Source organism: Ensifer adhaerens, from assembly GCF_002940685.1.
In the GTDB taxonomy this organism is placed as follows: Bacteria; Pseudomonadota; Alphaproteobacteria; order Rhizobiales; family Rhizobiaceae; genus Ensifer; species Ensifer adhaerens_E.
On the sequence record NZ_PNFP01000002.1, the window covers coordinates 427,537 to 451,099 of the forward strand.

Below are 23,563 nucleotides of genomic sequence, written 5' to 3' on the forward strand. Positions count from 1 at the left end.
AAATGGCGATGTTAGGCGGGAAGTCAAGGGGTAGCCGGCTGATGCCCGCGTTTGCGCCGCCGGGCGAATGCGCCCGGTTCTGCCCTTCATCCTAACCCTCTCCCCGCCAAGCGGGGAGAGGGGACGTGGACGACGGCGGTGCCACCAGTCGGCGGCTGATCTCACAAACCCAAGGGAGACGAGGTTGGACAGGGCGGGTGCCGCAAGCCTCCTTCTCCTCGTCGTGACGGGGAGAAGGTCCCGGCAGGGGGATGAGGGGCAGCGCGTATGCTACGCCGCCTGCATCGCCCTTCACCCGATGGGGTGCGCAGAGGTCGCCATGCGCCTTGCGTTGCCGTCGTGCGCGGTGGCGCGCTCTGCCATCACGGCAATTCGATTTTACTCCGTTGGCCGCGGCCGATAGGCTTTTCGGCACTTTTGATGGGAGAGAGAGCCATGAAGCGCGCAATTGCAGCAATCGCATTCGCCCTGGCCTGTTCCGGCGCGGCCACTGCGCAGGACACCAGCATGAGTTTCTTCGTCACCAGCGTGAACCCCGGCAAGGGTGGCGATCTCGGTGGCCTCAAGGGGGCGGACGCCTATTGCGATACGCTCGCCAAGGCGGCGGGATCGACCGGCAAGAGCTGGAAGGCCTATCTGTCCACGGACGCGGAGAACGCCAAGGACCGGATCGGCACCGGCCCCTGGTACAACGCCAAGGGCGAGAAGATCGCTGATGACGTGGCAATGCTCCACAGCGACAAGAACAACCTGACGAAGCAGACGGCGCTCAACGAAAAGGGCGAGGTGATCAACGGGCGCGGCGACACGCCCAACCGCCACGACATCCTGACGGGCTCGAAGGCCGATGGTACCGCGGCGACGGACACCTGCGGCAACTGGACGATGGGCGGCGCCGAGGGGGCCGCGATCGTCGGCCACAGCGACCGCACCGGACTGAACGATTCCGCCGAGGCCAAATCCTGGAACGCGTCGCATGCGACGCGCGGCGGCTGCACGGTCGAGGCCTTCAAGGGCACCGGCGGCGAGGGGCTGTTCTATTGCTTCGCTGCCAACTAGGTCCGTTGGCAAACTAGTTTTCAGCCCGTGGTCGCGCGGTTGGAGAGCCACGACTACTTTTCTGCGTCCCCCAGAAAAGGATCGATGCTGACCTGGCGGAGCCTTTCACGCGCTTCCACGGAGGCCCGCCTGACGTCGGGATTTTCTTCTACCGCTCTTCCATACCAATATTTTGCGGCATGCAGGTCGCCAACGTTCTCATAGCACTCCCCCAGTCGCTCTCCGAGATATCCGGCATCCAGCGACTGGTCGCCATCTGCCATGAAAAGATAAAGCTTGATGGCGTCCGCTGCATTCCCGCTTGCGATTAATTCTTTTGCTCGGCGCTCTAAATGATTGAAGTCATACACGACTTTGTCTCCAGCAACGCAACTTGGGTGCGGTTTTCCTAAAAAGCAGTGTTGAACGCCTTGACTTCATCCTGACGGCCCGGGTCGAAGGTCCGTTCCCGCATGCGTCAAACATGCGGGCCCAGCAGCGACAGGTCGGCCTCGCCGAGCCGGTCCTTGGCGGTCCAGAGCTGATGCCAGTAGGGGTAGAGGACCGGCGGCAGGCTGACGGCGTCGAGCAGTTCCTTCTCCTCGTCGGTAAGCTTCAGGTTTGCGGCAGCGAGATTGTCCGAGAACTGCGCCTCGGTGCGGCCGCCGATGATGACCGAGGTCACGGCCCTGCGGCCGATCAGCCAGGCAAGCGCAACCTGAGCCGGCGACACGCCGCGTTCGCCCGCAATCGCCACCAGCATGTCGACGATCTTCCAGAGCCGCTCCTCGTCGCGGATCGGCGGTTCCTTCCAGCCGGCGAGCTGGCGGGTGCCATCGGGCGTTTCGCCGCGCCGGTGCTTGCCGGAGAGAAGCCCGCCTGAAAGCGGGCTCCAGACGAGCACGCCGAGCCCCTGGTCGATGGCGATCGGCAGGAGCTCGTATTCGGCCTCGCGGGCTTCAAGCGTGTAGTGGATCTGCTGGCTGACGAAGCGCTGGCGTCCTTCGAGCGCGCTGACGCCGAGCGCCTTCATGACGTGCCAGCCGGAATAGTTGGAGCAGCCGATATAGCGCACCTTGCCGCTGCGAACGAGGCTGTCGAGCGCTTCCATGGTCTCTTCGAGCGGTGTCAGGCCATCCCATTGATGCACCTGGTAGAGGTCGATGACGTCGGTCTTCAGGCGCTTCAGGCTCGCCTCGCAGGCGGCGATCAGGTGGTGGCGCGAAAGCCCGCCGTCGTTCGGCCCCGGCCCCATGGAAAAGCGCGCCTTGGTGGCGACGAGCACGCCGTTCTTTCGCTTGCCGCCGAGCACGTCGCCGATGATCTCCTCGCAATGGCCGGTCGAATAGATGTCGGCGGTGTCGATCAGGTTGACGCCGGCATCGAGGCAGAGATCGACATAACGGCTCGCCTCCTTGAGACCGACATTGCCGACCTCGGCGAACTTGCCGCGGCCGCCGATCGTCATGGTGCCCATGGTGATCGTGGAAATCTTCAGGCCGGAACGGCCGATCAAGCGGTATTCCATGGTCAGGGTCCTTTGCTTCGCGCGTGGATCAGCCTTGCGGAACAGCTCCGTTGCCCGCCGGGCCTGCCGCCGCCCCAGACAAAGTAGCGGCGAGCGCCGCTGGCGCAAGGTTCGGCCGCTCGCTTCTGTCCGCGATCGAGTGAGGCAGACGCAACCCTGCGATTTGTTAGGGCTGGCTTGATGAGGGCGAAGTGATATCGTTCCGCTCGAGAGATGAGGGGAATCACTTTCATGAAGTTCGCGAAAAGCCTGGCTTCCGCGTCGGCTGTTGCCGCCGGCCTGTTCAGCATGATCGCGCCGTCGACCGTGGAGGCTGCCGAAAACGGCGCGGGCTTCTATTTGCTCGGCGCGCGCGGGCCGATGGCCGGCCTGCTGGCGCCGCCCGGGACCTATTTCCAGAACGACAACTACTTCTATGTCGGCGAGCTCAAGGGCAACAAGCAGCTTCCGCTCGGCGGCGAGATCGTCGGTGAAGTGGATGCGACGCTGGTCGGCGTCTTCGGCACCGGCCTCTGGGTCATGCCGGAGGAGGTGCTCGGCGGCAATCTCGGCTTCACGGCGATCGTGCCCTTCGGCGGCCCCGATGTCGACGCCACGCTGTCGGCACCGCGGGCCGGCCGTTCTGCAAACGCCAGCGATTCCATCTTCACCGTCGGCGACCCCGTACTCGGTGCCACGCTCGGCTGGCACGAGGGCAACTTCCACTGGACGGCGAATGCCTCGGTCAACGTGCCGATCGGCGACTACCAGAAGGGGCAGCTCGCCAATCTCTCGTTCAACCGCTGGGCGGGCGACTTCACGCTCGCCGGCACCTGGTTCAATCCGGAAACCGGCTTCGACATCTCGGGCGCCGCCGGCTTCACCTTCAACGGCGAGAACCCGGCGACGGACTATCGGACGGGTACGGAATTCCACGCGGAATGGGCGGTGACCAAGCATTTCGGCCAGGAGTTCTCCGCCGGCGTCGCGGGCTATTTCTACCAGCAGGTCACCGGCGACAGCGGCCCCGGCGCAGGGCTCGGCCCCTTCAAGGGCCGCATTGCGGCGATCGGCGGCACCATGGGCTACAACTTCAAGATGGCCGAGACGCCGGTGTCGCTGACGCTCAAGGTGTTCCAGGAATTCGGCGCCAAGAACCGGCCGGAAGGCACGGCCGGCTTCGTCACCATCGCCTTCCCGATCGGCACCCCGCCGGCACAGGTGAAATAGCAAGAAGGGGATGCCCTTCATCCCGGCTGGAGGCAACCTTCCGCAGGCGGGAAAGGATTGCGAGGTCTTTGCCCCGGGCGAAAAGCGATCACCCGCGGCCGGTTCGCGCGCGGCGACGTTGCTTTATGGCCGGATCGGCGCATAATCCCGCCATCGCTGGGCAGTATTACGGGCCCCGGCGGCTGGAAGATCATTCGCGCTTTCGCCCCAGTTCAGGAGGTCGCGCGATGTTTGACACGGTCAACGCCAAGGCGTTTCTCCCTCACGAAATGAACCAGATCGAGCAGATCTTCCGCGAGATCCTGCGCGAGCGCGGTCTGCCGCGCAACTGCGAGATGGCTGAAGCAATCGCAAGACGCATCTTCAGTTGCTACCAGCGCGGCATCCGCGAGAGGGGCGCCTTGAAATACACGATCGGCTTCGATCTGCGGGCGGCGGCGCAAGCAGATGCCGAGATGCCGGTCCATGGCAGCCAGGAGGTTTCAATGCAGGAGATTGCACGCGAACCGGACGGCCAGATCGGCCCCGACGATCTTGACATGTTGCAACGCACCTTCGACCGGGTCTGCATCTGGTGCGACATCCCGCGCTACGGGAAGCGCGCCGATCGGCTGGCCCGCCATATCACCGGCCAGTTTCGCCGGGGCATTTCCGACGAACGCGTGCTGTTCGAAAACGCCATGTGGCTGGAGCAGCAGGGTGGTACAACGTGGCGCCGCGCCAATAGCTGAGCCGGTGCTGACGCCGGCAAACGCGCGGCGCGCGCCCCGTGTCTTAAGGCGCGTCGCGATCCTTCAGATCCGCTCGGCGCCTTAAGTGATTGATTTGTCGCATGTCGTCGTCGCAAACCGCTGCACATTTTTGCGCGACAGCTCTAGGCCTCGACGAACCGCGCCGGCATAAGGTTCCTATAGGGGAACATGTGGAAATAGGGCCGCGCCTCGGCGAGCACGCGGCGGACGGAGGCGCGCGCGAGCAACCGCTCGAAATAGGCCGAGAGATGCGGATATTTCTCACCGAAGGGTTCGACGATGCCGGCATAGAAGAGAGCCGGCGTGGCGGCACAATCGGCGAGGCTGAAGCTGTCGCCGGCGGCAAAGGTGTTTTCGGCGAAGTGCTTGTCGGCCATGCCATAGGCGAGCCTGAGCGTCGCGCGGGCGTCCTTGACGCCACGATGGTCGTTTTCACCCTCGGCCCGCAGCGTATCGGTGACGATCTTCTGCATCGGCACGTGGACATAGAGATCGAAGAAGCGGTCCCAGAGCCGGGCTTTCAGCGCCTGATCCGCGTCGTCGGGAATGAGCCTGACCGCGCCGGGATAGTGGCGATCGAGATACTCGATGATGATGGAGGTCTCCGGCATCACCACGTCGCGGGCGCTGTCGGTCAGGACCGGCATCTTGCCGGCTGGCCAGAGGGCGGCGAAGCGGGCGGCCTCCGCCGGATCGAGCAGGTCGACGAGGCTGCTCGTGAACGGCGTGTCGTTCTCGTAGAGCGCGATCAGCACCTTGTGGCAGAAGGACGCGAGCGGGTGCTGGTAAAGGGTAAGCGACATCAAGGCGATCTCCGGTTCGGACGGTTCGACAAGGCTGATGTTTCGATAGATCTAGCGCTGAGCGCGCGGTTGTCCATCATGAGTGATATCTTTTTGATACTGGTTTAAATATGCAATCAGATTGTGGCTGAGTGGGGCCCATTTGTCAACGCAGGCCAACGCGAAGGCCAGCGAATTTGCCGGCAGCCATTGAAAGCGCAAAAGCTGCCCTAGAATTAATAGAACAAGGGCGTCGCAACGCTCGGCGCCCGTCGTCATCGCGACAGGGGAGGATTGCCGATGCGCTGCTTCACGGTACTTGGGCCCTCGCAGACCGGAAAGACCACGCTGGTAGACAAGCTGGCCGGTCTGGAGGGGGCCTCGAGAAAAGCTGCTTCACCCTATGGACTGAACCTCACGGAATTCGAATTTGGTGGCGAAGCCTGGTGTGCGCTCGACGCGCCCGGCGGCACCGAGGCGCTGGGCCACGCGCAGCACGCGCTGATCGCCAGCGACGCCTGCGTGCTCTGCGTCTCGCCGGTGCCCGAGGAAGCGGTGCTGGCCGCTCCCTACCTGAAGGCGATCGAGGCGTCGGGCACGCCCTGCATTCTCTTCATCAACCGCATGGACGAGCCGCAGGGGCGGTTGCGCGACGTCATTGCCGCGCTGCAGGACTATTCCGGCCACATGCTGCTCATGCGCCAGGTGCCGATCCGTGAGGGCGACAAGATTGTCGGCACCTGTGACCTCATCTCCGAGCGCGCCTGGCGCTACCGCGAGGGGCAGACCTCGGCGCTGATCGCAATTCCCGACACGACGATGGAGCGCGAAAAGGAGGCGCGCACCGAACTGCTCGAGCATTTCTCCGAATTCGACGACTGGCTGCTGGGTGAGCTGATCGAGGACCGGCTGCCGGCCAACGACACGATCTATGCGATCTCCACACGGCTCCTGAAAGAAAACCGCATCATCCCGGTGCTGGTGGGTGCTGCAAGCCACGCCAACGGCATTCTGAGGTTGATGAAGGCGCTGCGCCACGAGGCGCCTCAGGTCGATGCGCTTCGAGCGAGACTGGCAGCGACCGGCCCGATCGCCGAGGCATCCCTTTCGGCCGTCAGCTTCCATGCCTATCACAAGGCGAATGTCGGCAAGACCGTGCTGGTCAGGGCGCTGACGTCAGGCATCAAGCAGGGCACGACGCTTGGCGGCGGCGGTATCGGCTCGCTGCAGGATCCGGCGACCGGCAAGCCGGTGGCGAACGCGACGCCCGAGGCGGGCGCGATCTTTGCCGCTGTCAAGGCCGACCATCTGCCGGTGCCGGCGCTGCTTGCCGCCAACACCGCCGCCGATGCGCCGGACTGGGCGGTGCCGCCGACGCCGATGCTGGAGCGCATATTGGTGCCGGACAGCGAGCGCGACGAGACCAAGCTTTCCGGCACGCTCGCCAAGCTCGCCGAGACCGACCGCGCGCTTTCGGTCATGCAGGAGGAAGGCACCGGTGCCCAGCTCGTCTGCGTGCAGGGGCCGATGCATCTGCGCGACCTCTGCCGGACGCTTGCCGACGTCTTCCATGTCGGCGTCAGCGACAGGCCGCCGAGCCCGACCTACCGCGAGACGGTGCTGAAACCGTCCGATGTGCACTACCGCCACCGCAAGCAGACCGGTGGCGCCGGGCAGTTCGCCGACGTCAAGCTCAGCGTGCATCCGAACGAGCGCGGCGCCGGCTTCTCCTTTGCCGAGACGGTGAAGGGCGGGGCAGTGCCGCGCAACTTCATCCCGGCGATCGAGGCGGGCGCGCGCGAGGCGATGGAAAAGGGGCCGCTCGGCTTCCAGGTGATCGATGTCGGCGTGACCCTGACCGACGGCCAGCACCATTCGGTCGACAGCAACGACTTCGCCTTCCGCGCGGCCGCCAAGATGGGCGTGCGCCAGGCGCTGTCGCAGGCATCGGCGGTGCTGATGCAGCCGGTCATCCGCGTCGAGATCCACATCCCCTCGATCTATTCCGGCAGCCTGGTGCCGATCGTCTCCACCTACAAGGGCCAGGTGCTCGGCTTCGACCGCGACGAGACCGCCAAGGGCTGGGACATCTTTCGCGCGCTGGTGCCCGGATCGGCGCTCGACGATCTCGCCCGGGCGCTCCGGGCGGCGACGCAGGGCATCGGCTACTTCTCCAAGAGCTTCGACCATTTCGAGGAACTCTACGGCAAGGAGGCCGATGCGGTAATCCACGCCCATGGGGCGCAGCAGGCGGGGTAGCCAAGGCAGGGCACGAAAACGACGCGTGACGATCTCAGCGGCGCCTGGCAATTGCACAGCTGACGCGTGCATTTTTACCCATGTTCGATTTTTTGGAGTGGAGAAGACGGCGGGGCCAGCACCATGGTGCGGTAGATCAGGGCCACGCCCTGGCCCTCCTTCACCGCCTCCAGAATGATGTGCTGGTCGTTGAAGATCAGGTCCTGGCGGCTGCGCGGAAGGGTGAGGCCTGAGGAGGCGATCCGGCTTTCTAAGGGATCCAACGCGCTTGACAAAGGCGCCGATAGATTATTTATAACCATCCGGTCGGAAATAAATCGGATGGAGCCATGGGCCGGAAACGCGCAATTGATCAACAGCAGGTGCTGGATGCCGCCGAACGGGTCGTCGGTCGCGATGGTGCTGCCAACCTGACCGTCGATGCCGTCGCCAAGGAGGCCGGCGTCAGCAAGGCGAGCGTGCTTTATGACTACAAGTCCAAGCAGGCGCTGATCGAGGCCATCGTCGACCGGGCTTTTGAGCGCGACAACGAGCACCACGCCCGGATCGAAGCGACGATCGGTGATCTTCAGGATCGAGCGGTCAGGGGGCGCATCGTTGCTGCGGCCGAACCGCCGCCCGAGGAATTCCGGGCAGTGGCGCTGAACCTGAGCGCGGCGCTTACGCTCGATGCCGGTTTGCGCCGGAAGATGCAGGCAAGCCAGGATGCGACGATCGCGAGAATTCTCCAGAACTCGCAGTCGCCGCGCGGGGCGTTGCTTGCCTATCTCGCGCTCGAGGGTCTCAAGTTCCTCGAATATCTCGACTTTCATCATTTTTCGCGTGCGGACCGCGACGAGGTGCTGCGCGAAATCAACTGGCTCGTGACTACAACCCCGCAGGCAGCCGATCATCCGGACGCGCGCTAAGCGTCCAAACCTCATAGGTGCAGTGAAATGAACGAAGCTTGCGATGCCACATCCGCCGTGGCCACGGACGAACGCGCCCCGTTCCGGCGCATTTTCATCACCGGCGGCAGCGGCTATGTCGGCCGCAACCTCATCCGCCATTTTGTTGCGGGCGGCGTTTCCGTTGTCGCTCTGGCGCGCAGCCAAAGGTCGGCCGACCGCGTCCGCCAACTCGGTGCGACGGCCTTTATAGGCGACCTGCTGAGTGCAGACTTCGCCGCCGGGATGGCGGGCTGCGATGCGCTTGTCCATGCGGCGGCCGATACCGATCATGGACCAGGCACGCCGCAGCAGCGCCGGGTGAACGAGGAGGGCACGCGGATCGTCATGGAGGCGGCCCGCGCCGCCGGTCTCCGCAAAGCGATCCATATCAGCACCGAATCCGTGCTCGCCGATGGGCACCCGCTGGTGCAGGTGGACGAGACGGCGCCGTTTCCGCGCCGCCCGGCCGGCAGCTACTCGCGCAGCAAGGCGGCGGCCGAGCGTGTCGCACTTGCGGCCAGCAGTCCGGCGTTCTCGGTCGTTGCCCTTCGGCCGCGCTTCGTCTGGGGGCGTGACGATACCACGGCGCTGCCGGTACTGGTCGAGGCCGCCCGCTCCGGCAAGCTCGCCTGGATCGCGGGAGGCACCTACCTGACCTCGACCACCCATGTCGCCAACCTGTGCCAGGCCGTGGCGCTTGCGCTTGCAAGCGGGCGGGGCGGGGAGGTCTATTTCATCGCCGATGGCGATGCCGTGCCGTTCCGAACGTTCGTCTCGCAGCTTCTGGAAACGCAAGGGATCGTCCCGCCGGACAAATCCGTTCCGCGCGCCGTCGTCAGAGCCGTTGCCTGGGGCGGCGATGTTCTCGCAGCCCTCTCCAGGGGGAGGATCAGCGTTCCGCTGACATCACAGGCCTATGCCACGTCGGCCGTCGAGATCTCGCTCGATATCGGCAAGGCAAAGCGGGAGCTGGGCTATGTTCCCGTCATCTCGCGGGAGCAGGGGCTGGACGAGCTTCGGACCGTCAGCACTGGTGGTCCTCCAGTCGCGGCGCCGTGTCCGGCTTGCCTGCCTTGATCCAGTCCACCTCAATTTCCCGCGTTTCGCATCGCAGAACGAGCAGGCGAACAGGCAGGTGGTGGCAAAGGTCGAGGAAGCCGCGCGTGGCCTCGGCATTACCCCGGCCCAGCTGTCGCTGGCCTGGCTGCACATGCAGGCCCGCAAGTTGAATGCCAAGGTGGTGCCAATCCCCGGCACACGCAGGCGCAGCCGCCTTGAGGAGAACGTCGCGGCGGCGTCCATCATCCTCTCCGATGATGTAACGGCCCGCTCGATCCGCTCGCCGGGGCTGTGCAAGGAGCCGCCGTCTAAGGGGGCGACCGCCGTGCGCGACGGGCGTGCGGTGGCCGGTTCTTCCGTTGGGAAGGAGGGACGTTCGCGGCCGCCGACGGCTAGCTTGTGGCAGATGTCTGCACCGCCTCCGCGCTCTGCCGCTCGCGCTCCTCGATCTCGGCGATCAGCCAGTTGAGGAAGGCCTTTGTTACCGGCTTGGTGCGCAGGAGGTCTTCCTGGCAGACGAACTGGTAGGTTTCGGCCGGCTCGTAGAAATGCTCGTGGGCGAGGCGGATCTGACCGGATTTGAGTTCGTGTTCGACCATGGTGCGGTCGATCAGGGCCACGCCCTGGCCTTCTCTCACCGCTTCGAGAATGATGTGCTGGTCGTCGAAGATCAGGTCCTGGCGGCTGCGCGGAAGGGCGAGGCCGGAGGAGGCGATCCAGCTTTGCCACTCCTGAAGGCCGCGATAGTGCAGCCGGTTGCCGGAAAGCAGCGCCTGGCTGTCGTCCTGCCAGAGGTCGCGGCCGCAGACCGGCACCAGGCGTTCGCGCAGGAGCTTGCGGGTGAAGCGTCCGGCCGGCGGCTGCAGGCAATAGGCGATGGTGACATCGGCCGGGCCGGTGCCGGCGGTCATCGTTTCGAGATGGGAGAGGTGGATCTGCACGCCGGGATTGGCGGCGAGAAATTCGGAGATGCGCGGCGCGATCACCTTCATCGAGAAGAACGGCCCGACGCGCACCCGCAGGATCTTGCCGCTTGCGCGCGGGCGGATGTGCTGGACGACGCCTTCGAGATCGTCGAAGGCGCGCTGGCAGGAGGCATAGAGCAGCCCGCCTTCGGGCGTCAGCTCGACGCCGTGCTGTTTTCTGACGAAGACCCGAAGGCCAAGATTGAGCTCCAGGTTGCGGATCTGGTGGCTGATCGCCCCCTGGCCGATGCAGAGCTCGTCGGCGGCGGCCGTCAGGCTGCCGTTGCGCGCGGCCGCCTCGAAGGCGCGCAGGGATTTGAGGCTCGGCAGGTCACGCATCCGTTGCTCCGGGGTTCTGTGGCGCCGGTCAGCCTACATGAATTATTTCGATGGCTGGAATGATTTCTTTCACATTGCGAAGGTCCGGTTCGTCCCGCATTGTCGAAGCATAATAAAGCGAAAACGCAAACGGGATCGGCAGGAAATCCAGGAAATTCAGGCAAACCGGCGAATGAACGGATCGGGCAAGGACCCGGCGGAAGTCGCTTTGACCCAGTTTCCAGGATTGCCGAACGAAGCACGGAGGGAACGAGATGAAAAAGAAGTTCATGACTGCGACGGCATTCGCCGCCTTCGCACTGATGGCCGGCGGGAGCGTGCGGGCCGAGACGCTTTCGATCGGCACCGAGGGCGACTATGCGCCGTTCAACTATGTGACGGCGGCCGGCGAGATCAAAGGGTTCGACTACGATATCGGCCAGGCGGTCTGCGCCGAGATCAAGGTGGATTGCGTCTGGAGCACCAACGAGTGGGCGGGCATCATTCCCGCCCTGCAGGCCAAGAAGTTCGACGTGATGATCGCCTCGATGGCGATCAACCCGGACCGCAAGACGCAGGTGGACTTCACCAAGCCCTACTATTTCAACGCCATGCGCTTCGTCGCCCGCAAGGATCTGGGCCTCAAGGACATCTCGCCCGAGGCGCTGAAGGGCAAGGTAATCGGCACGCAATCGGGCTCGGTCGCGGTCGAGGCGCTGCAGCAGTTCTTTCCCGAAAGCGAAGTGAAGCTTTATCCGACGATGAGCGAGGTGTTTCTCGACATGGAAAATGGCCGCCTCGACCTGATCCTCGAAGGGCAGATGGCCTTTACCGAGTGGCTCGCCAAGGAAGAGAGCGGCTGCTGCGCCTTCGTCGGCGACAGCTTCGTGCTCGACACGGCCGAGGGCAACGCCATGGCCGTGCGCAAGGGCGACGAGGCGCTTTTGGCCAAACTCAATCAGGGCCTGAAGACGATCATGGAAAACGGCACCTACGAGAAGATCCGCAAGCAGTATTTCGACTTCGACATCATGGCGAAGCCGAAGACGACGAGTGAGTATTTTCGCTGAGGCGAGGCGCGGCTGGATGCCCGGTGCCTTCTGGCCTCTAGCATCGATGCGCGCTTGCCCCTCATCCGGCCAGCCGGCCACCTTCTCCCCGCGCGGGGAGAAGGGAGGGGGCGCCCGCTCGCCCGTAACCTCTGACACTTGTGGTTTCCTCCCGGAACGCTCGGGAGGGCACAGCCTCGCGGCTCATCCGCGTTCCCTCTCCCCGCCTGCGGGGAGAGGGTCAGGGTGAGGGGCAGCCTCCCTCCAAAGACGCGTGAGGGGCAGATCCCTCTAAAGACGCGTGAGGGGTAACCTCCCGTGGAGGCAGCCCCTCCAAAGGGGCGTGAGGCAACCTCAAATCCAAGGGCCGCCCAGCCACACAGAATTCGCTTGCCGCGTGCTGCGTTCGACGCATCGCACGGTGGGCGACAGACGGGCGCCGGGGTTTCGCGTTTCCCCGGCGCCCGTCTCCTTCCTTCCCAGTCAGCCAAACGAAAGTGCATGCGATGAGCTTCAGGGTCGCCGTTCTCGAATTCAACCAGGAAACCAATACGTTTTCCAAGCTCAAGACAGGGTTCAGGGACTTCGAGGCCTGCCACTATTTCGTCGGCGCCGAGATCGAGGCCCATTGCCGCGGCACCAATTCGGAGATCGGCGGCTTCATTGATTGTTGCGACAGGTACGGCTGGCAGCCGGTCTATACCGTGGCGGCGCGGGCCGAGCCCGGCGGGCGGATCGAGGAGGCGATGCGGCAGCGCTTCGTCGCGGATCTGACAAGCGCGCTTGATGGCGAAAAGCTCGACGGGGTCTTCGTCGTCTTTCATGGCGCCATGTGCACGGAAACGGCTGACGATGCGCAGATCCAGCTTCTGCAGGTGGTGCGCGGCCTGGTGGGGCCGGACTTGCCCATTGCCGCGACCTTCGACCTGCACGCCAATTCCGCGCCCGAGATGGCCCTGCTGCTCGATATCGCCGTCTCGTTCCGCACCTATCCGCACGTGGACATGGCCGAATGCGCCCACAAGGCCGGCGCGCTGCTGGAGCGCGCGATGCGCGGCGAGATCCGCCCGGCGCTCGCGATCCGTCAGCCGCCGATGCTGAACGGCTGCAACGACGGGCGCACGACGCATGCCTGCGCCATGACCGAGCTGCTCGAGATCGCCGACGGGATCGCGGCGCGCGACGGCATGCTCGCGACCTCGATCAATGCCGGCTTCTACGATGCCGATATCTTCAACACCGGCCCCTCGGCGGTCATCTGCTACGACCGTAACCGGTTGGCGCCCGAAGACGCGGAAGCCGAGGCCGAGCGGCTTTGCCGCGAGATCTGGGACCGGCGGGAGCATCAGGACGTGCAATTGCCGCTCGATGCGCTGCCCGGCATCGTTGCGGCGCATCTGGCCAAGGGGGAGGCCGGGCCACTTGTGGTGGCTGATTTTTCCGACAATCCCGGCTGTGGCGCCTACAGCGATTCCACCTGCGTGCTCGCCAGGCTGCTCGATATCGGCGTCGGAAACGCGGCTTTCGGTGCGCTCTGCGATCCGGAAGTCGTGGCCGAGCTGATCGCCGCCGGCATCGGTGCGAGACGCGAGGTGACGCTCGGCTGCAAGATCGACCCTGAGGTCGGCGGCGGGCCGATCAAGGTCAAGGGCAGGGTGGAGGCGATCTCGGACGGCAGGATCGTCTTCGAGGGGCCGATGTTCCAGGGCCTGCCGGCGACGATGGGGCCGAGCGTGCGCTTTCATGTTGAAGGCATCGACATCCTCATCTGCAGCGAGCGCCAGCAGATGCTCGACCGCAACCTCTTTCGCGCCGTCGGCATCGAGCCGTCCGACTATCAGATCGTCGTCGTCAAATCGCAGCAGCACTTCCGCGCCGCCTTCGGGCCGATCGCGTCCGATATCGTCGAGATCGACGGCACGGGCCTCAGCAGCGCCAATATCGGCGCGCGCAAGTTTCAGCGGGTGCGGCGGCCGGTCTATCCACTGGACCGGGGTGAATTCGGCTGAGGCCGTGTCTTTCGCTCAAGCCGCTTGGGCGCACGTGGTAACTGTTACGTACTTCCGCGCGCCCGAGGTCCGGGCCTAGCGTTCCGGTCAAGAACGGAGCGGAACTTTATGAGTTTTATCGATCTCTTTGCCTGGATCGTGCTGATCGTGCTCGTGGTGAGCACGGTCGCCGTGCTGATTTTTCTCGCCATGCTGCCGGGCTCGATCGCAAGAAGGCGCAACCATCCCTGGAGCGAGGCCGTCAATGTTGCGGGCTGGGTAACGCTGTTCCTCGGCTTCGCGCTCTGGCCGATTGCGCTCATCTGGGCCTATGTCGACGTGCCGCGCCCAAGCGGGGGGCATCCCGATGCTGCCCCGGCCGGCGAAGTTCATGCGAGCGAGGCGCGCCAGCCATGATCGTCGTCCTGCTCAACGTCTATCTGGCCATCCTGTTCCTGTTGGTGAAGTTCAGGATCGTGCCTTTCAACCTGTTCTGGAAGATCTCGCCGGTCATCGTGTTCCTGCTGCTGCTCGTCGGCCTGTTCATTCCGATGAACTGGGGCGCGCCGCAGGGCGAGGCGCTGGTGGTGCGCAATTCGGTGGCGATCGTGCCCGATGTCGCCGGCGAGGTCACGGAGGTGCCGGTCGCTGCCAACAGCCCGCTCAAGGCCGGGGACGTGCTCTTCCGCATCGACCCCGTGCCCTACCAGGCGAAGGTGGATGCGCTGCAGGCGCAGCTGTCGCTGCAGGAGCTGCGGCTTTCGCAGATGACGAAGCTGCAGTCGCGCGATGCGGCGACCGAATTCGACGTGCAGCAGCGCCAGACGGACGTCGACAATCTGAAGGCGCAGATTACCAATGCCGAGTGGGAGCTCGGCAAGACGACGGTGCGGGCGCCGGCCGATGGCTACGTGACCAATCTTGCGCTGCGCAAGGGCGCGCGGGTGACGACGCTGCCGCTGTCACCGGCCATGGCCTTTATCGACACGTCGGAGACGATCATCGGGGTCGAGATCAACCAGATCGATGCGCGTTATATTCAACCTGGCCAGAGGGTGGAGGCGACCTTCAAGTTTGCGCCCGGCGAAACCTATACCGGCAATGTCGAGGGCGTGCTGCAGGCGATCGCATCCGGGCAGGCGCGCGTCTCCGGCACGGCGGTGACGCCGGAGACGGTCGCTGCCGCGCCCTTCATCGTTCGGGTGAAGCTCGACGACCAGGCCTTTGCCGCGCGGCTGCCGGCCGGCGCCACGGGCGACGCGGCGATCTTCACCGACCGGGTGAAGGCCGCACATGTGATCCGCCGGGTGCTTTTGCGCCAGATCGCGATCACCAACTACGTCAATCCGTTCTGATCCTCGTCATCCGCAGGCGGGCCGATCGTGGCCGAGCAGGCGGGCGAGGTTCGCGGAAGGTCGGTTGGACCGGTCGAGGCGTTCCGGTCTTTCGCATCGGTGTTGCGCATCGGCCTGGCGGGCGGCACGGTGCGGCCGGTTGCCCCGCCCGCTGGGACGGGCGGGGAGGTGAGTGCTTACCCGGCAATCGGCAGCGGCGCTTCGGGGTTCACGAGACCGGCTAACTTCAAGTCCCGCCAGAAGTCGTCCGGCACGGTCTCGTTCAAAGCAGCGCGGTCTTCGGCGATGCGGCTCGGCTGGCTGGCGCCGGGGATGACGGCGGCGACCGCGGGATTGGCGAGCGCAAATTGCAGGCCGGCGGCCTTCATCGAGATGCTGTAGCAGTCGGCGATCGCCTTGATGCGCGCGACCTTGTCGAGGATTGCCGGCGTGGCCGGGGCATATTCGAAGTTCGGTCCGCCGACGAGCGCGCCGGAGCTATAGGGGCCGCCGACGACGATGCCGAGGCCGCGCTCGGCGACCGCGGGCATGACACGCTGGAGCGCGCGGTCATGGTCCAGCAGCGTATAGCGGCCGGCGAGCAGGAAGCCGTCGGGGCGCGGACCTTCGAGCGCCAAGAGCAATTCGATCGGCTCCACCCGGTTGACGCCGAGGCCCCAGGCCTTGATCACGCCTTCGTCGCGCAGCCGGTCCAGCGCCCTGAATGCGCCCTTGCGTGCGGTCTCGAAGACATCGAGCCATTCGTCGCCGTAGAAATCCTGGGCAACGTCGTGGACGAAGGCGATCTCGATCCGATCGGTCTTCAGGCGCTTGAGGCTGTCCTCGATCGAGCGCAGCGTCGCGTCATGGGAGTAGTCGTTGACGATCTTGTTGGGGCGGCCATAGCGGAAGACGTCGCCTTTCTCGCCGAGGTCGCGGGCGCTGACATCCTCGATCTCGTCGAGGATCACCCGGCCGACCTTGGTGCTGATGACGTATTCGTCGCGCGGGCGACCGCCAAGCGCCTCGCCCATGCGGATTTCGGCAAGCCCTGCGCCATAGAATGGGGCGTTGTCGAAATAGCGGATGCCGTCTTTCCAGGCGGCTTCGACGGTGCCAAGCGCTTCCTGTTCCGGAATTTCACGGAACATGTTGCCGAGCGGCGCGGCGCCGAAGCCAAGCTTTCCGGGGAGAATGTCCTTGAGTGTCATTGTCCTGTCCTTTGCTGATCGATGGGGCAGGCGATGCGGTGCATCGCCGTTGTCTGGAGAAATAGGTCAGCGAGCGGATGCCCGGTAGTCGGCTACGCTTCGCAGGATATGGGAAACGAATTCACAGATGCGACGTTTCAGAGCCGAATGCCTGGCGAAGTGATCCGGGCGTCCGTCGGCCGGACCGTCCGCGATCGATCGGACGGACAGCGCCGGTCGCAAATCCCTCGCGTGTCGGGTCTGGTTTGCGTATATTAGGCTACCCTAAATCGGAGGGGTTTCAACGATCTGCAATAGGGGTGTTCGCCATGACCATTGGCCAGAGCATGCTTGCGGGTGCAGCCTTCTTCGCGCTTGGTTTTACGTCCGCATGGGCACAGCAGGTTTCAGGGACGCTCGGCGCCCCGGGAGCGACCACGACAATTACAGGTAAGCAGCTTCCGTCACCAAGTCCGGGCTTTGGCGGCGTGATCAGGGAAAAGGCCTCGGAATCGACGCCCTGGTGGGCTCCGCGGGTCGTGCCGCCGAAAGGCGCGCCCAATGTGCTTCTCATCATGACGGACGATCAGGGCTTCGGCGCGCCCAGCACCTTCGGCGGTGTCATCCCGACGCCCGCGATGGACCGCATCGCGAAAGAGGGGCTTCGCTTCACGAACTTTCACTCGACGTCCCTGTGCTCGCCGTCTCGCGCAGCGCTGATCACCGGACGCAACCACCATTCGGTCGGCTATGGGGTCGTCGGGGAGATCGCGACCGGATACCCGGGCTACGATTCAATCATTCCGATCGAGAAAGGCACTGTTGGCACGATCCTCAAGGAAAATGGCTACGCCACCGCGTGGTTCGGCAAGAACCACAACACGCCGTCCTACCAATCGAGCCAGGCCGGCCCCTTCAACCAGTGGCCGACGGGCATGGGCTTCGACTACTTCTACGGCTTCGTCGGCGGCGATGCGAGCCAGTGGCAGCCGAACCTGTTCCGCAACACCACTGCCATCTATCCGTTTGAAGGCAATCCCAAATGGAACATGGAAACGGCCATGGCCGACGAGGCGATCCAGCACATCAGGCAACTGAGCGAGATCGCCCCCGGCAAGCCCTGGTTCGTCTATTACGTGCCCGGTGCCACCCACGCGCCGCACCACCCGACGCCCGAATGGATCAAGAAGATCAGCGACATGCACCTCTTCGACGAGGGCTGGAACAAGGTGCGCGAGACGATCTTCGCCAATCAGAAGCGGCTCGGCATCATGCCTGAAAACGCGAAGCTCACGCCATGGCCGGAGGGCTTGCCGCAATGGGATTCCCTCAGTTTGGAGGCGAAGAAACTGTTCATCCGGCAGGCCGATGTATACGGCGCCTACCTTGCCTATGCCGACAACGAGATCGGTCGCGTCATCCAGGCGGTTGATGACCTTGGACAGATCGACAATACCCTGATCATCTACATTGGCGGCGACAACGGGGCGAGCGCCGAGGGCATGCTCAACGGCACGCCGAATGAGTTCACCACGTTCAACGGCGTCGACGTTCCGGTGAAGGACCAGTTTCTCTGGTACCCGTTCTGGGGTTCGGAGCGGACATTCCCGCATTTCGCAGCCGGCTGGGCCTGGGCGATGGGGACACCGTTCAAGTGGGTCAAGCAGGTGCCATCGCACTTCGGCGGGACGGCGCAGGGCATGGTCATGTCCTGGCCCGGCCATATCAACGACGCGGGCGGTATCCGCGCGCAGTTCCACCACTTCATCGACATCGTGCCGACGATCCTGGAGGCGACGGGCATCCCGCAACCGGAGACGATCAACGGCATCAAGCAGGAGGCGATCGAAGGCGTCAGCATGGCCTACACATGGGACAAGGCGAATGCCGCAGCCCCGACGCAACACCAGACGCAGTACTTCGAGATGCTGGGAAACCGCGCGATCTACCACGACGGCTGGGTCGCCGCGACGACGCCCGCCACACTGCCGTGGGAACTCAGCACCAAGACGCCACCCGACGTGATCACCGGCTACAATTGGGAGCTTTACAACGTCGACGAAGACCCGACGCAGTTCAACGATCTTGCCGCCAAAATGCCTGACAAGCTGAAGGAATTGCAGGATCTCTTCTATGCCGAGGCGAAGAAGTACAACGTGCTGCCGCTCGACAATTCGACGCTCGCACGCTGGAACGCGCCGCGACCGAACCTGACGGCCGGCCGTACGGAGTTCACCTATCGCGGAGAGCTGAGCGGTGTGCCGGCCAGCGCAGCACCGAGCACCTTGAACAAATCCTATACGATCACTGCCGATGTCGTGATACCCGACGACGGTGCGCAAGGCATGATCGTCACCGAAGGCGGCCGCTTTGGCGGCTACGGCCTCTTCCTCAGCAAGGGAGACTTCGGTGTCGGCAGCGGGAAGGTCGTGTTCCTCTACAATCTCCTCGACCTCAAGCGCACCCTGTGGGAGGGACCGGAACTCGAACCCGGCAAACACAGGATCGTCTTCGACTTCAAGTCGGATGGAAAGGGACTTGGCGCCGGCGGCACGGGCGTTCTGTCGGTGGACGGCAAGGAGGTCGCCAGGAACAGCATCGATCATGGGATCCCGGTCACTTTCCCCGAGGATGAGACCTTCGACGTCGGTCTCGACACGCGCACCGGCGTCGCCCTTCTGGAGCACCGCTACGACACGCCCTTCCGCTTCACCGGCAAGATCGAGAAGCTGACTTTCGAATTGAAGCCAAACGCAACACCCTAGAGAGAGCGGGACGCTCTCGCGCCCATGCATCGCAAGGATTGGACGCAAAGGCTGGCAGAGGTGGTTCCCATGACACGCGTGCTTGATCTCGCCGCCTTCGGGGAGATGGCAACAGGGCTCGCGCTGGTGGTGGTGCCTTCGTTCGTGGGGGAGGTACTGCTCGGCGAAGGACTGACCGGGCCTGCGGTCCCGACGGCGCGGGTGGCCGGGATTGCCCTGATTGCGCTCGCCGTAGCCTGCTTCAAGAACTCAGGTTTCCTCGGCATGCTGATCTACAGTGCGGCAGCCACGCTCTATCTGGCCTGGCTGGGACTGACTGATGGTTCCACCGGCCTGCTTCTGTGGCCCGCGGTTGCGGTTCATGCCGTGCTGACGGCCTTGCTCTGGCGCGGTCGCAACAAGCCCGGCGCCACCTAGAGCGCGTCGCGATCGTTCAGGTTCGCTCCGTGCGTTTCAAGTTATTGATTTGGCGCATGTCGTTGTCGCGCGCTTTTGCGCGACATTCTCCAGAGCGGCGGTCGATTTTATCTCGCTCGCTGTCGGCAAAGGCAGCCTTCGTACGTCCTTAAGGACGTGCACAAGGAGGACCAAGCCGCATGAAGCTTTATTTCAGCCGCAACCCCAATCCGCGCCTGGCCGTCGCAACGGCGCGGTTTCTGAATGCCGAGGTCGACTTCGAATTTGCCGCGCCGTTCGCCGAGGGGCAGGCGGAGCGTTATCGGCTGCTCAACCCCAATCTGCTTTTGCCGATCCTCGAACGTCCCGGCAGGGCGCTCTGGGAGGCGGATGCGATCGCCTGCTTTCTCTCTCGCCAGGTCGGCTCCAACTTGTGGAGAAGCGATGACGATGAGCCGGAGATGATCCGCTGGATCAGCTGGGGCAAGGAGAACTTCGTGAAAGCCTGCGACATGGTGCATTGGGAGCGCGGCACCAAGCTGCGCTACCGCATCGGCCCTTGCGATGAAGCGATGGTGGAGGAGGGGCTGAAGGCGTTTCACAAGGCGGCAAAGGTGCTTGAGGCCGAGCTCTCCGGACGGGCTTGGCTGCTCGGCGACACCATTTCCTATGCGGATTTCCGCATGGCGACGTTCCTGCCCTACAACGACGCCGCACGGCTGCCGATCGGGGACTATCCGGCCCTTGCGCGCTGGGCGAGGCGGCTCGAGCAGATCGAGGCCTGGCGCGATCCCTTCCGCGGGCTTGATGCGCCCGAGCTGCCGCCGATATCAACTTGAAGGGCCGCCTTTGCCTGCCGTCGGGCCGAGGCGACGGCAGGCGGCCGTTGCTGTGCATTCGTGGGTTGCGTGATCGTTCTCGCCATCCATTTTCTCCTCTGCTAAAACAGTCGCGCTAGCATGCGAACAGGCTCTTCCTGCCCAGAAGGAATTCGTCCTATGCGTCTCAGCATCGCGATCACCGCTGCAGCCTTGCTTTCCCTTCCGACATCAACCCTTGCCAAATCGCCGGCCGATATCGCCGATCTCGTCGGCGCACGCGCGCCCGGTGCCGAGAGCGAGATGCAGTCCAGGGGCTATGTCGACGTCGGTGGCGCCAATACCTGGTGGAATGCCGGCACCAAGACTTGCGTCCGGGTGCATGTTTCCCAGGGGCGCTACTCGGCGATCTCGCAGATCAAACCTTCAGCCTGCGGCCAGGGCACCGGCAAGAGCACGCCATGCCCGCCGGATCTGTCGCAAGCCGATCTCTACAAACATCCGGGCTGCAGCCTCTAGGGGGCAGTCGCGTCCATATGGGTGCTGGCCAATGCCGCGACCATTGCGCAATGTGATGATCTCTGCTCTCCTTTGAACGGCCCGCCCGTGGGGAGATTGCCCCCTGGCAATCGGATTTTGCGGCTGAAAGCGCTGGAAACCGCTTAAAAAGGGCCGATTGCGGCAGATATTTCCGCTCCGCCCATTCCCGCCCAAAACCCGAAAGGTGTTTCGCCTTTTTTAGGAAAGCGAGATTTGCCTACCTTCAGTACCCTTTTGGTTGTCCCGCTGGAGACGGGACATATCGCGAAGGTATGGAGGAGATACCCTTGGCAAGCATTTCAGAGGACACTACGCATACCCAGAATCTGGCCCAGAATCCGGTCCAAAATCCGGAAGACGAAAGGCTGAGCATCGGCGCGAACCTCGCCTATGGCCTGCAGCACGTCTTGACCATGTATGGCGGCATCGTCGCCGTTCCGCTGATCCTCGGCCAGGCGGCCGGGTTGAACTCGTCCGATGTCGGCCTGCTCGTCACCGCCTCGCTGTTTGCCGGCGGCCTTGCGACCATCCTGCAGACGATCGGCGTGCCGTTCTTCGGAAGCCGCCTGCCGCTGGTGCAGGGCGTCTCGTTCTCAGGCGTCGCCACGATGATCGCCATTTCCGGCAATGGTGGCATTCCGGCGATCCTTGGTGCCGTCATCGCGGCCTCATTGATCGGCCTTCTGATCACGCCGGTGTTTTCGCGCATCACCCGCTTCTTCCCGCCGCTCGTCACCGGCATCGTCATCACCACCATCGGCCTGACGCTGATGCCGGTTGCGGCATTCTGGGCGATGGGCGGCAACAAGGCGGCGCCAGACTTCGGCAGCACGGCCAACATCCAGCTTGCGGCGGTCACGCTCATCATCGTGCTGGTCTTGAGCAAACTCGGCAACGCTTCGATCTCCAGGCTTTCGATCCTGCTGTCGATCGTGATCGGCACCGGCATCGCCTATGTCGCCGGCATGACCGATTTCTCGCAAGTTGCTGATGGCCCGGTCTTCGCATTGCCGAGGATCTTCCATTTCGGCTATCCGACCTTCGAGCTTGCTGCCATCATCTCGATGCTGATCGTCATCATGGTGACCTTGGTGGAAACGTCTGCCGACATTCTCGCCGTCGGCGAAATCGTCGAGACCAAGGTGGATTCGCGCCGGCTTGGCGACGGCCTTCGTGCCGACATGCTGTCGAGCATCCTGGCACCGATCGTCGGCTCCTTCACCCAGAGCGCATTCGCCCAGAATGTCGGTCTGGTGGCGGTGACCGGCGTGAAGAGCCGCTATGTGGTCGCAACGGGCGGCCTGTTCCTGGTGACGCTCGGCCTGCTTCCGATCATGGGACGCGTCGTCGCCTCGGTGCCGACCTCGGTGCTTGGCGGCGCCGGCATCGTGCTCTTCGGCACGGTCGCGGCCAGCGGCATCCGCACGCTGTCCAAGGTCGAGTACAACAACAACATGAACCTCGTCATCGTCGCGACCTCGATCGGCTTCGGCATGATCCCGATCGCAGCACCCGGCTTCTACGAGCATTTCCCGGCCTGGGTGGCGACGATCTTCCATTCGGGCATCTCGTCGGCGGCCGTCATGGCGATCCTGCTCAACCTGCTCTTCAACCACTTCACCGCAGGCAATTCCGACCAGCAGTCTGTGTTTGTGGCTGCAACCGAACGCACGATCCGCTACCAGGACATCGCAAGGCTGCACGACGGCGACTATTTCCTCAACGGCAAGCTTTACGATGCCAAGGGCACCGAGGTGCCGCTGATTGCGGCGGAGGCGCACTGAACCGGCAAGCTCTCTGAAATGACGCAATCCCAGACTGCATTTCCTGGGATTGCTTGATTGCCCCGCCATTCCGGGCAGGAAGCCGCTTCCTGTTTTTCCTGGCGTTGATTGAAAACCCAACAAAAGGACATTGGGAATGACGACACAGCAAACCGACAACTATGCACTGCTCGATGCTCTGCTTGGCACGATGGAGAAGGGCATCATTCCGGCGACGGAAGCGGGCGTTGCCGCCGGAAACAAGATCTTCGGCGCGGCGCTGATGCGCAAATCCGACCTTTCCACCGTGCTCGTCGAGACCAACAACGAGACGGAAAACCCGCTCTGGCACGGCGAAGTGCACACGCTGAAGCGGTTCTACGAGATCGAGGGCACCGAGCGCCCGGACAGCCGCGACCTCATCTTCCTGTCGACGCACGAGCCGTGCTCGATGTGCCTTTCGGCGATCACCTGGGCAGGCTTCGACAATTTCTTCTACTTCTTCAGCCACGAGGATTCCCGCGACAGTTTCTCCATTCCGCATGACCTCAAGATCCTGAAAGAGGTCTTCACGCTGGAGCCGGGTGGCTACAACCGGACGAACGCCTTCTGGAAGGGCCAGTCGATTCATGCGCTGATCGACGCTCTGCCCGAGCCGCAGCGCAAGGCGCTGAAGGCGCGCGCCGACGCCATCCGGGCGAAGTATGACGAACTCTCCTCCGCCTACCAGGACAGCAAGGACGGCAACGCCATTCCGCTGAACTGACGCTTCGTTCCTAGACCTGCCAAGAGCGGCCATTTCATTCTCCGACGGAGCGTGAAATGGCCTTTTCCTTGAAGGAATATGCATTCCTCCTCATGAAGGCAGGTGCTAGGCTCGC

The 23,563-nt window shown here is 63.9% G+C and carries 23 protein-coding genes; 17 read left to right on the top strand and 6 right to left on the bottom strand.

What is annotated here, in order from left to right; translation table 11 throughout:
- The first annotated feature begins 435 nt into the window (after positions 1-435).
- Positions 436-1,059 (top strand): hypothetical protein, encoded by a 624-nt coding sequence (locus C1A35_RS05305; protein ID WP_104663279.1) that lies wholly within the window; start codon positions 436-438, stop codon positions 1,057-1,059.
- Positions 1,060-1,112: 53 nt separating this feature from the next.
- Here C1A35_RS05305 and C1A35_RS05310 read toward each other — a convergent pair whose 3' ends face one another.
- Positions 1,113-1,409 (bottom strand): hypothetical protein, encoded by a 297-nt coding sequence (locus tag C1A35_RS05310; protein WP_104663280.1) that lies wholly within the window; start codon positions 1,407-1,409, stop codon positions 1,113-1,115.
- A gap of 107 nt (positions 1,410-1,516) precedes the next feature.
- Positions 1,517-2,566: an aldo/keto reductase gene (locus C1A35_RS05315; RefSeq protein ID WP_104663281.1), complete on the bottom strand. Its 1,050-nt coding sequence runs from the start codon at positions 2,564-2,566 to the stop codon at positions 1,517-1,519.
- A 231-nt stretch (positions 2,567-2,797) separates the two neighbouring features.
- Between C1A35_RS05315 and C1A35_RS05320 the strand changes: the two genes are divergently transcribed.
- The gene (locus C1A35_RS05320) at positions 2,798-3,775 is read left to right on the top strand and encodes a SphA family protein (RefSeq protein WP_104663282.1); all 978 of its coding nucleotides are present in this window, start codon (positions 2,798-2,800) and stop codon (positions 3,773-3,775) included.
- A 125-nt stretch (positions 3,776-3,900) separates the two neighbouring features.
- A complete protein-coding gene (locus C1A35_RS05325) occupies positions 3,901-4,506 on the top strand; it encodes a hypothetical protein (protein WP_158664972.1) in 606 nt (201 codons plus the stop codon).
- 143 nt (positions 4,507-4,649) lie between these two features.
- Here C1A35_RS05325 and C1A35_RS05330 read toward each other — a convergent pair whose 3' ends face one another.
- Positions 4,650-5,330 carry a glutathione S-transferase family protein gene (locus C1A35_RS05330; protein WP_104663284.1) on the bottom strand — a complete coding sequence of 227 codons (681 nt, stop codon included), beginning with the start codon at positions 5,328-5,330 and terminating at the stop codon, positions 4,650-4,652.
- 279 nt (positions 5,331-5,609) lie between these two features.
- Between C1A35_RS05330 and C1A35_RS05335 the strand changes: the two genes are divergently transcribed.
- The gene (locus C1A35_RS05335; RefSeq protein ID WP_104663285.1) at positions 5,610-7,568 is read left to right on the top strand and encodes an elongation factor G; all 1,959 of its coding nucleotides are present in this window, start codon (positions 5,610-5,612) and stop codon (positions 7,566-7,568) included.
- Between the two features lie 74 nt (positions 7,569-7,642).
- On the opposite strand, the gene C1A35_RS05340 is transcribed toward C1A35_RS05335, so the two are convergent.
- A complete protein-coding gene (locus C1A35_RS05340) occupies positions 7,643-7,831 on the bottom strand; it encodes a hypothetical protein (protein ID WP_158664973.1) in 189 nt (62 codons plus the stop codon).
- A 66-nt stretch (positions 7,832-7,897) separates the two neighbouring features.
- Here C1A35_RS05340 and C1A35_RS05345 point away from each other — a divergent pair, with 66 nt between their 5' ends.
- Genes C1A35_RS05345 through C1A35_RS37245 form a run of 3 tightly spaced genes read left to right on the top strand, consistent with a single transcriptional unit; the run spans position 7,898 to position 10,025 of the window.
- Positions 7,898-8,476, top strand: a complete 579-nt coding sequence (locus C1A35_RS05345) for a TetR/AcrR family transcriptional regulator (protein ID WP_104663287.1) — start codon at positions 7,898-7,900, stop codon at positions 8,474-8,476.
- 27 nt (positions 8,477-8,503) lie between these two features.
- Positions 8,504-9,574 carry an NAD-dependent epimerase/dehydratase family protein gene (locus C1A35_RS05350; protein ID WP_104663288.1) on the top strand — a complete coding sequence of 357 codons (1,071 nt, stop codon included), beginning with the start codon at positions 8,504-8,506 and terminating at the stop codon, positions 9,572-9,574.
- Complete coding sequence (locus C1A35_RS37245; protein WP_369126475.1) at positions 9,474-10,025, top strand: aldo/keto reductase; 552 nt, start codon at positions 9,474-9,476, stop codon at positions 10,023-10,025. The genes C1A35_RS05350 and C1A35_RS37245 overlap by 101 nt, the downstream gene beginning before the upstream one ends.
- On the opposite strand, the gene C1A35_RS05360 is transcribed toward C1A35_RS37245, so the two are convergent.
- Positions 9,949-10,860 carry a LysR family transcriptional regulator gene (locus C1A35_RS05360; RefSeq protein WP_104663290.1) on the bottom strand — a complete coding sequence of 304 codons (912 nt, stop codon included), beginning with the start codon at positions 10,858-10,860 and terminating at the stop codon, positions 9,949-9,951. The two genes, C1A35_RS37245 and C1A35_RS05360, sit on opposite strands and share 77 nt — an antisense overlap.
- Positions 10,861-11,114: 254 nt before the next feature.
- Between C1A35_RS05360 and C1A35_RS05370 the strand changes: the two genes are divergently transcribed.
- The 4 genes from C1A35_RS05370 to C1A35_RS05385 all read left to right on the top strand — a co-directional run bounded on the left by C1A35_RS05370 (position 11,115) and on the right by C1A35_RS05385 (position 15,231).
- Positions 11,115-11,909: a transporter substrate-binding domain-containing protein gene (locus C1A35_RS05370; RefSeq protein ID WP_234822763.1), complete on the top strand. Its 795-nt coding sequence runs from the start codon at positions 11,115-11,117 to the stop codon at positions 11,907-11,909.
- A 485-nt stretch (positions 11,910-12,394) separates the two neighbouring features.
- Complete coding sequence (locus C1A35_RS05375; RefSeq protein ID WP_104663292.1) at positions 12,395-13,897, top strand: M81 family metallopeptidase; 1,503 nt, start codon at positions 12,395-12,397, stop codon at positions 13,895-13,897.
- A 108-nt stretch (positions 13,898-14,005) separates the two neighbouring features.
- Positions 14,006-14,293, top strand: a complete 288-nt coding sequence (locus C1A35_RS05380; protein WP_104663293.1) for a DUF3302 domain-containing protein — start codon at positions 14,006-14,008, stop codon at positions 14,291-14,293.
- The gene (locus C1A35_RS05385; RefSeq protein WP_104663294.1) at positions 14,290-15,231 is read left to right on the top strand and encodes an HlyD family secretion protein; all 942 of its coding nucleotides are present in this window, start codon (positions 14,290-14,292) and stop codon (positions 15,229-15,231) included. The genes C1A35_RS05380 and C1A35_RS05385 overlap by 4 nt, the downstream gene beginning before the upstream one ends.
- Before the next feature lie 176 nt (positions 15,232-15,407).
- Here the strand turns inward: C1A35_RS05385 and C1A35_RS05390 are convergent, their stop codons facing one another.
- Complete coding sequence (locus C1A35_RS05390; protein ID WP_104663295.1) at positions 15,408-16,421, bottom strand: aldo/keto reductase; 1,014 nt, start codon at positions 16,419-16,421, stop codon at positions 15,408-15,410.
- A gap of 308 nt (positions 16,422-16,729) precedes the next feature.
- Between C1A35_RS05390 and C1A35_RS05395 the strand changes: the two genes are divergently transcribed.
- From C1A35_RS05395 to C1A35_RS05420, 6 genes are all read left to right on the top strand, one after another.
- Positions 16,730-19,165 (top strand): arylsulfatase, encoded by a 2,436-nt coding sequence (locus tag C1A35_RS05395; RefSeq protein WP_104663296.1) that lies wholly within the window; start codon positions 16,730-16,732, stop codon positions 19,163-19,165.
- Between the two features lie 69 nt (positions 19,166-19,234).
- Complete coding sequence (locus C1A35_RS05400; RefSeq protein WP_104663297.1) at positions 19,235-19,582, top strand: hypothetical protein; 348 nt, start codon at positions 19,235-19,237, stop codon at positions 19,580-19,582.
- A 179-nt stretch (positions 19,583-19,761) separates the two neighbouring features.
- Complete coding sequence (locus C1A35_RS05405) at positions 19,762-20,400, top strand: glutathione S-transferase family protein (protein ID WP_104663298.1); 639 nt, start codon at positions 19,762-19,764, stop codon at positions 20,398-20,400.
- Positions 20,401-20,559: 159 nt separating this feature from the next.
- The gene (locus C1A35_RS05410) at positions 20,560-20,898 is read left to right on the top strand and encodes a hypothetical protein (protein ID WP_104663299.1); all 339 of its coding nucleotides are present in this window, start codon (positions 20,560-20,562) and stop codon (positions 20,896-20,898) included.
- Between the two features lie 293 nt (positions 20,899-21,191).
- Positions 21,192-22,703, top strand: coding sequence for a nucleobase:cation symporter-2 family protein (locus tag C1A35_RS05415; RefSeq protein ID WP_104663300.1), 1,512 nt, complete (start codon positions 21,192-21,194; stop codon positions 22,701-22,703).
- Between the two features lie 136 nt (positions 22,704-22,839).
- Positions 22,840-23,448 carry a deaminase gene (locus tag C1A35_RS05420; RefSeq protein WP_104663301.1) on the top strand — a complete coding sequence of 203 codons (609 nt, stop codon included), beginning with the start codon at positions 22,840-22,842 and terminating at the stop codon, positions 23,446-23,448.
- Positions 23,449-23,563 lie beyond the last annotated feature (115 nt).

Coding starts and splice junctions, on each gene's coding strand:
- C1A35_RS05330 (WP_104663284.1), bottom strand. CDS start 5,330: ATGTCGCTTACCCTTTACCAGCACCCGCTCGCGTCCTTCTGCCACAAG.
- C1A35_RS05370 (WP_234822763.1), top strand. CDS start 11,115: ATGAAAAAGAAGTTCATGACTGCGACGGCATTCGCCGCCTTCGCACTG.
- C1A35_RS05385 (WP_104663294.1), top strand. CDS start 14,290: ATGATCGTCGTCCTGCTCAACGTCTATCTGGCCATCCTGTTCCTGTTG.
- C1A35_RS05375 (WP_104663292.1), top strand. CDS start 12,395: ATGAGCTTCAGGGTCGCCGTTCTCGAATTCAACCAGGAAACCAATACG.
- C1A35_RS05350 (WP_104663288.1), top strand. CDS start 8,504: ATGAACGAAGCTTGCGATGCCACATCCGCCGTGGCCACGGACGAACGC.
- C1A35_RS05410 (WP_104663299.1), top strand. CDS start 20,560: ATGCGTCTCAGCATCGCGATCACCGCTGCAGCCTTGCTTTCCCTTCCG.
- C1A35_RS05380 (WP_104663293.1), top strand. CDS start 14,006: ATGAGTTTTATCGATCTCTTTGCCTGGATCGTGCTGATCGTGCTCGTG.
- C1A35_RS05420 (WP_104663301.1), top strand. CDS start 22,840: ATGACGACACAGCAAACCGACAACTATGCACTGCTCGATGCTCTGCTT.
- C1A35_RS05305 (WP_104663279.1), top strand. CDS start 436: ATGAAGCGCGCAATTGCAGCAATCGCATTCGCCCTGGCCTGTTCCGGC.
- C1A35_RS05335 (WP_104663285.1), top strand. CDS start 5,610: ATGCGCTGCTTCACGGTACTTGGGCCCTCGCAGACCGGAAAGACCACG.
- C1A35_RS05320 (WP_104663282.1), top strand. CDS start 2,798: ATGAAGTTCGCGAAAAGCCTGGCTTCCGCGTCGGCTGTTGCCGCCGGC.
- C1A35_RS05405 (WP_104663298.1), top strand. CDS start 19,762: ATGAAGCTTTATTTCAGCCGCAACCCCAATCCGCGCCTGGCCGTCGCA.
- C1A35_RS05390 (WP_104663295.1), bottom strand. CDS start 16,421: ATGACACTCAAGGACATTCTCCCCGGAAAGCTTGGCTTCGGCGCCGCG.
- C1A35_RS05325 (WP_158664972.1), top strand. CDS start 3,901: ATGGCCGGATCGGCGCATAATCCCGCCATCGCTGGGCAGTATTACGGG.
- C1A35_RS05415 (WP_104663300.1), top strand. CDS start 21,192: ATGGAGGAGATACCCTTGGCAAGCATTTCAGAGGACACTACGCATACC.
- C1A35_RS05315 (WP_104663281.1), bottom strand. CDS start 2,566: ATGGAATACCGCTTGATCGGCCGTTCCGGCCTGAAGATTTCCACGATC.
- C1A35_RS05395 (WP_104663296.1), top strand. CDS start 16,730: ATGACCATTGGCCAGAGCATGCTTGCGGGTGCAGCCTTCTTCGCGCTT.
- C1A35_RS05400 (WP_104663297.1), top strand. CDS start 19,235: ATGACACGCGTGCTTGATCTCGCCGCCTTCGGGGAGATGGCAACAGGG.
- C1A35_RS37245 (WP_369126475.1), top strand. CDS start 9,474: ATGTTCCCGTCATCTCGCGGGAGCAGGGGCTGGACGAGCTTCGGACCG.
- C1A35_RS05360 (WP_104663290.1), bottom strand. CDS start 10,860: ATGCGTGACCTGCCGAGCCTCAAATCCCTGCGCGCCTTCGAGGCGGCC.
- C1A35_RS05345 (WP_104663287.1), top strand. CDS start 7,898: ATGGGCCGGAAACGCGCAATTGATCAACAGCAGGTGCTGGATGCCGCC.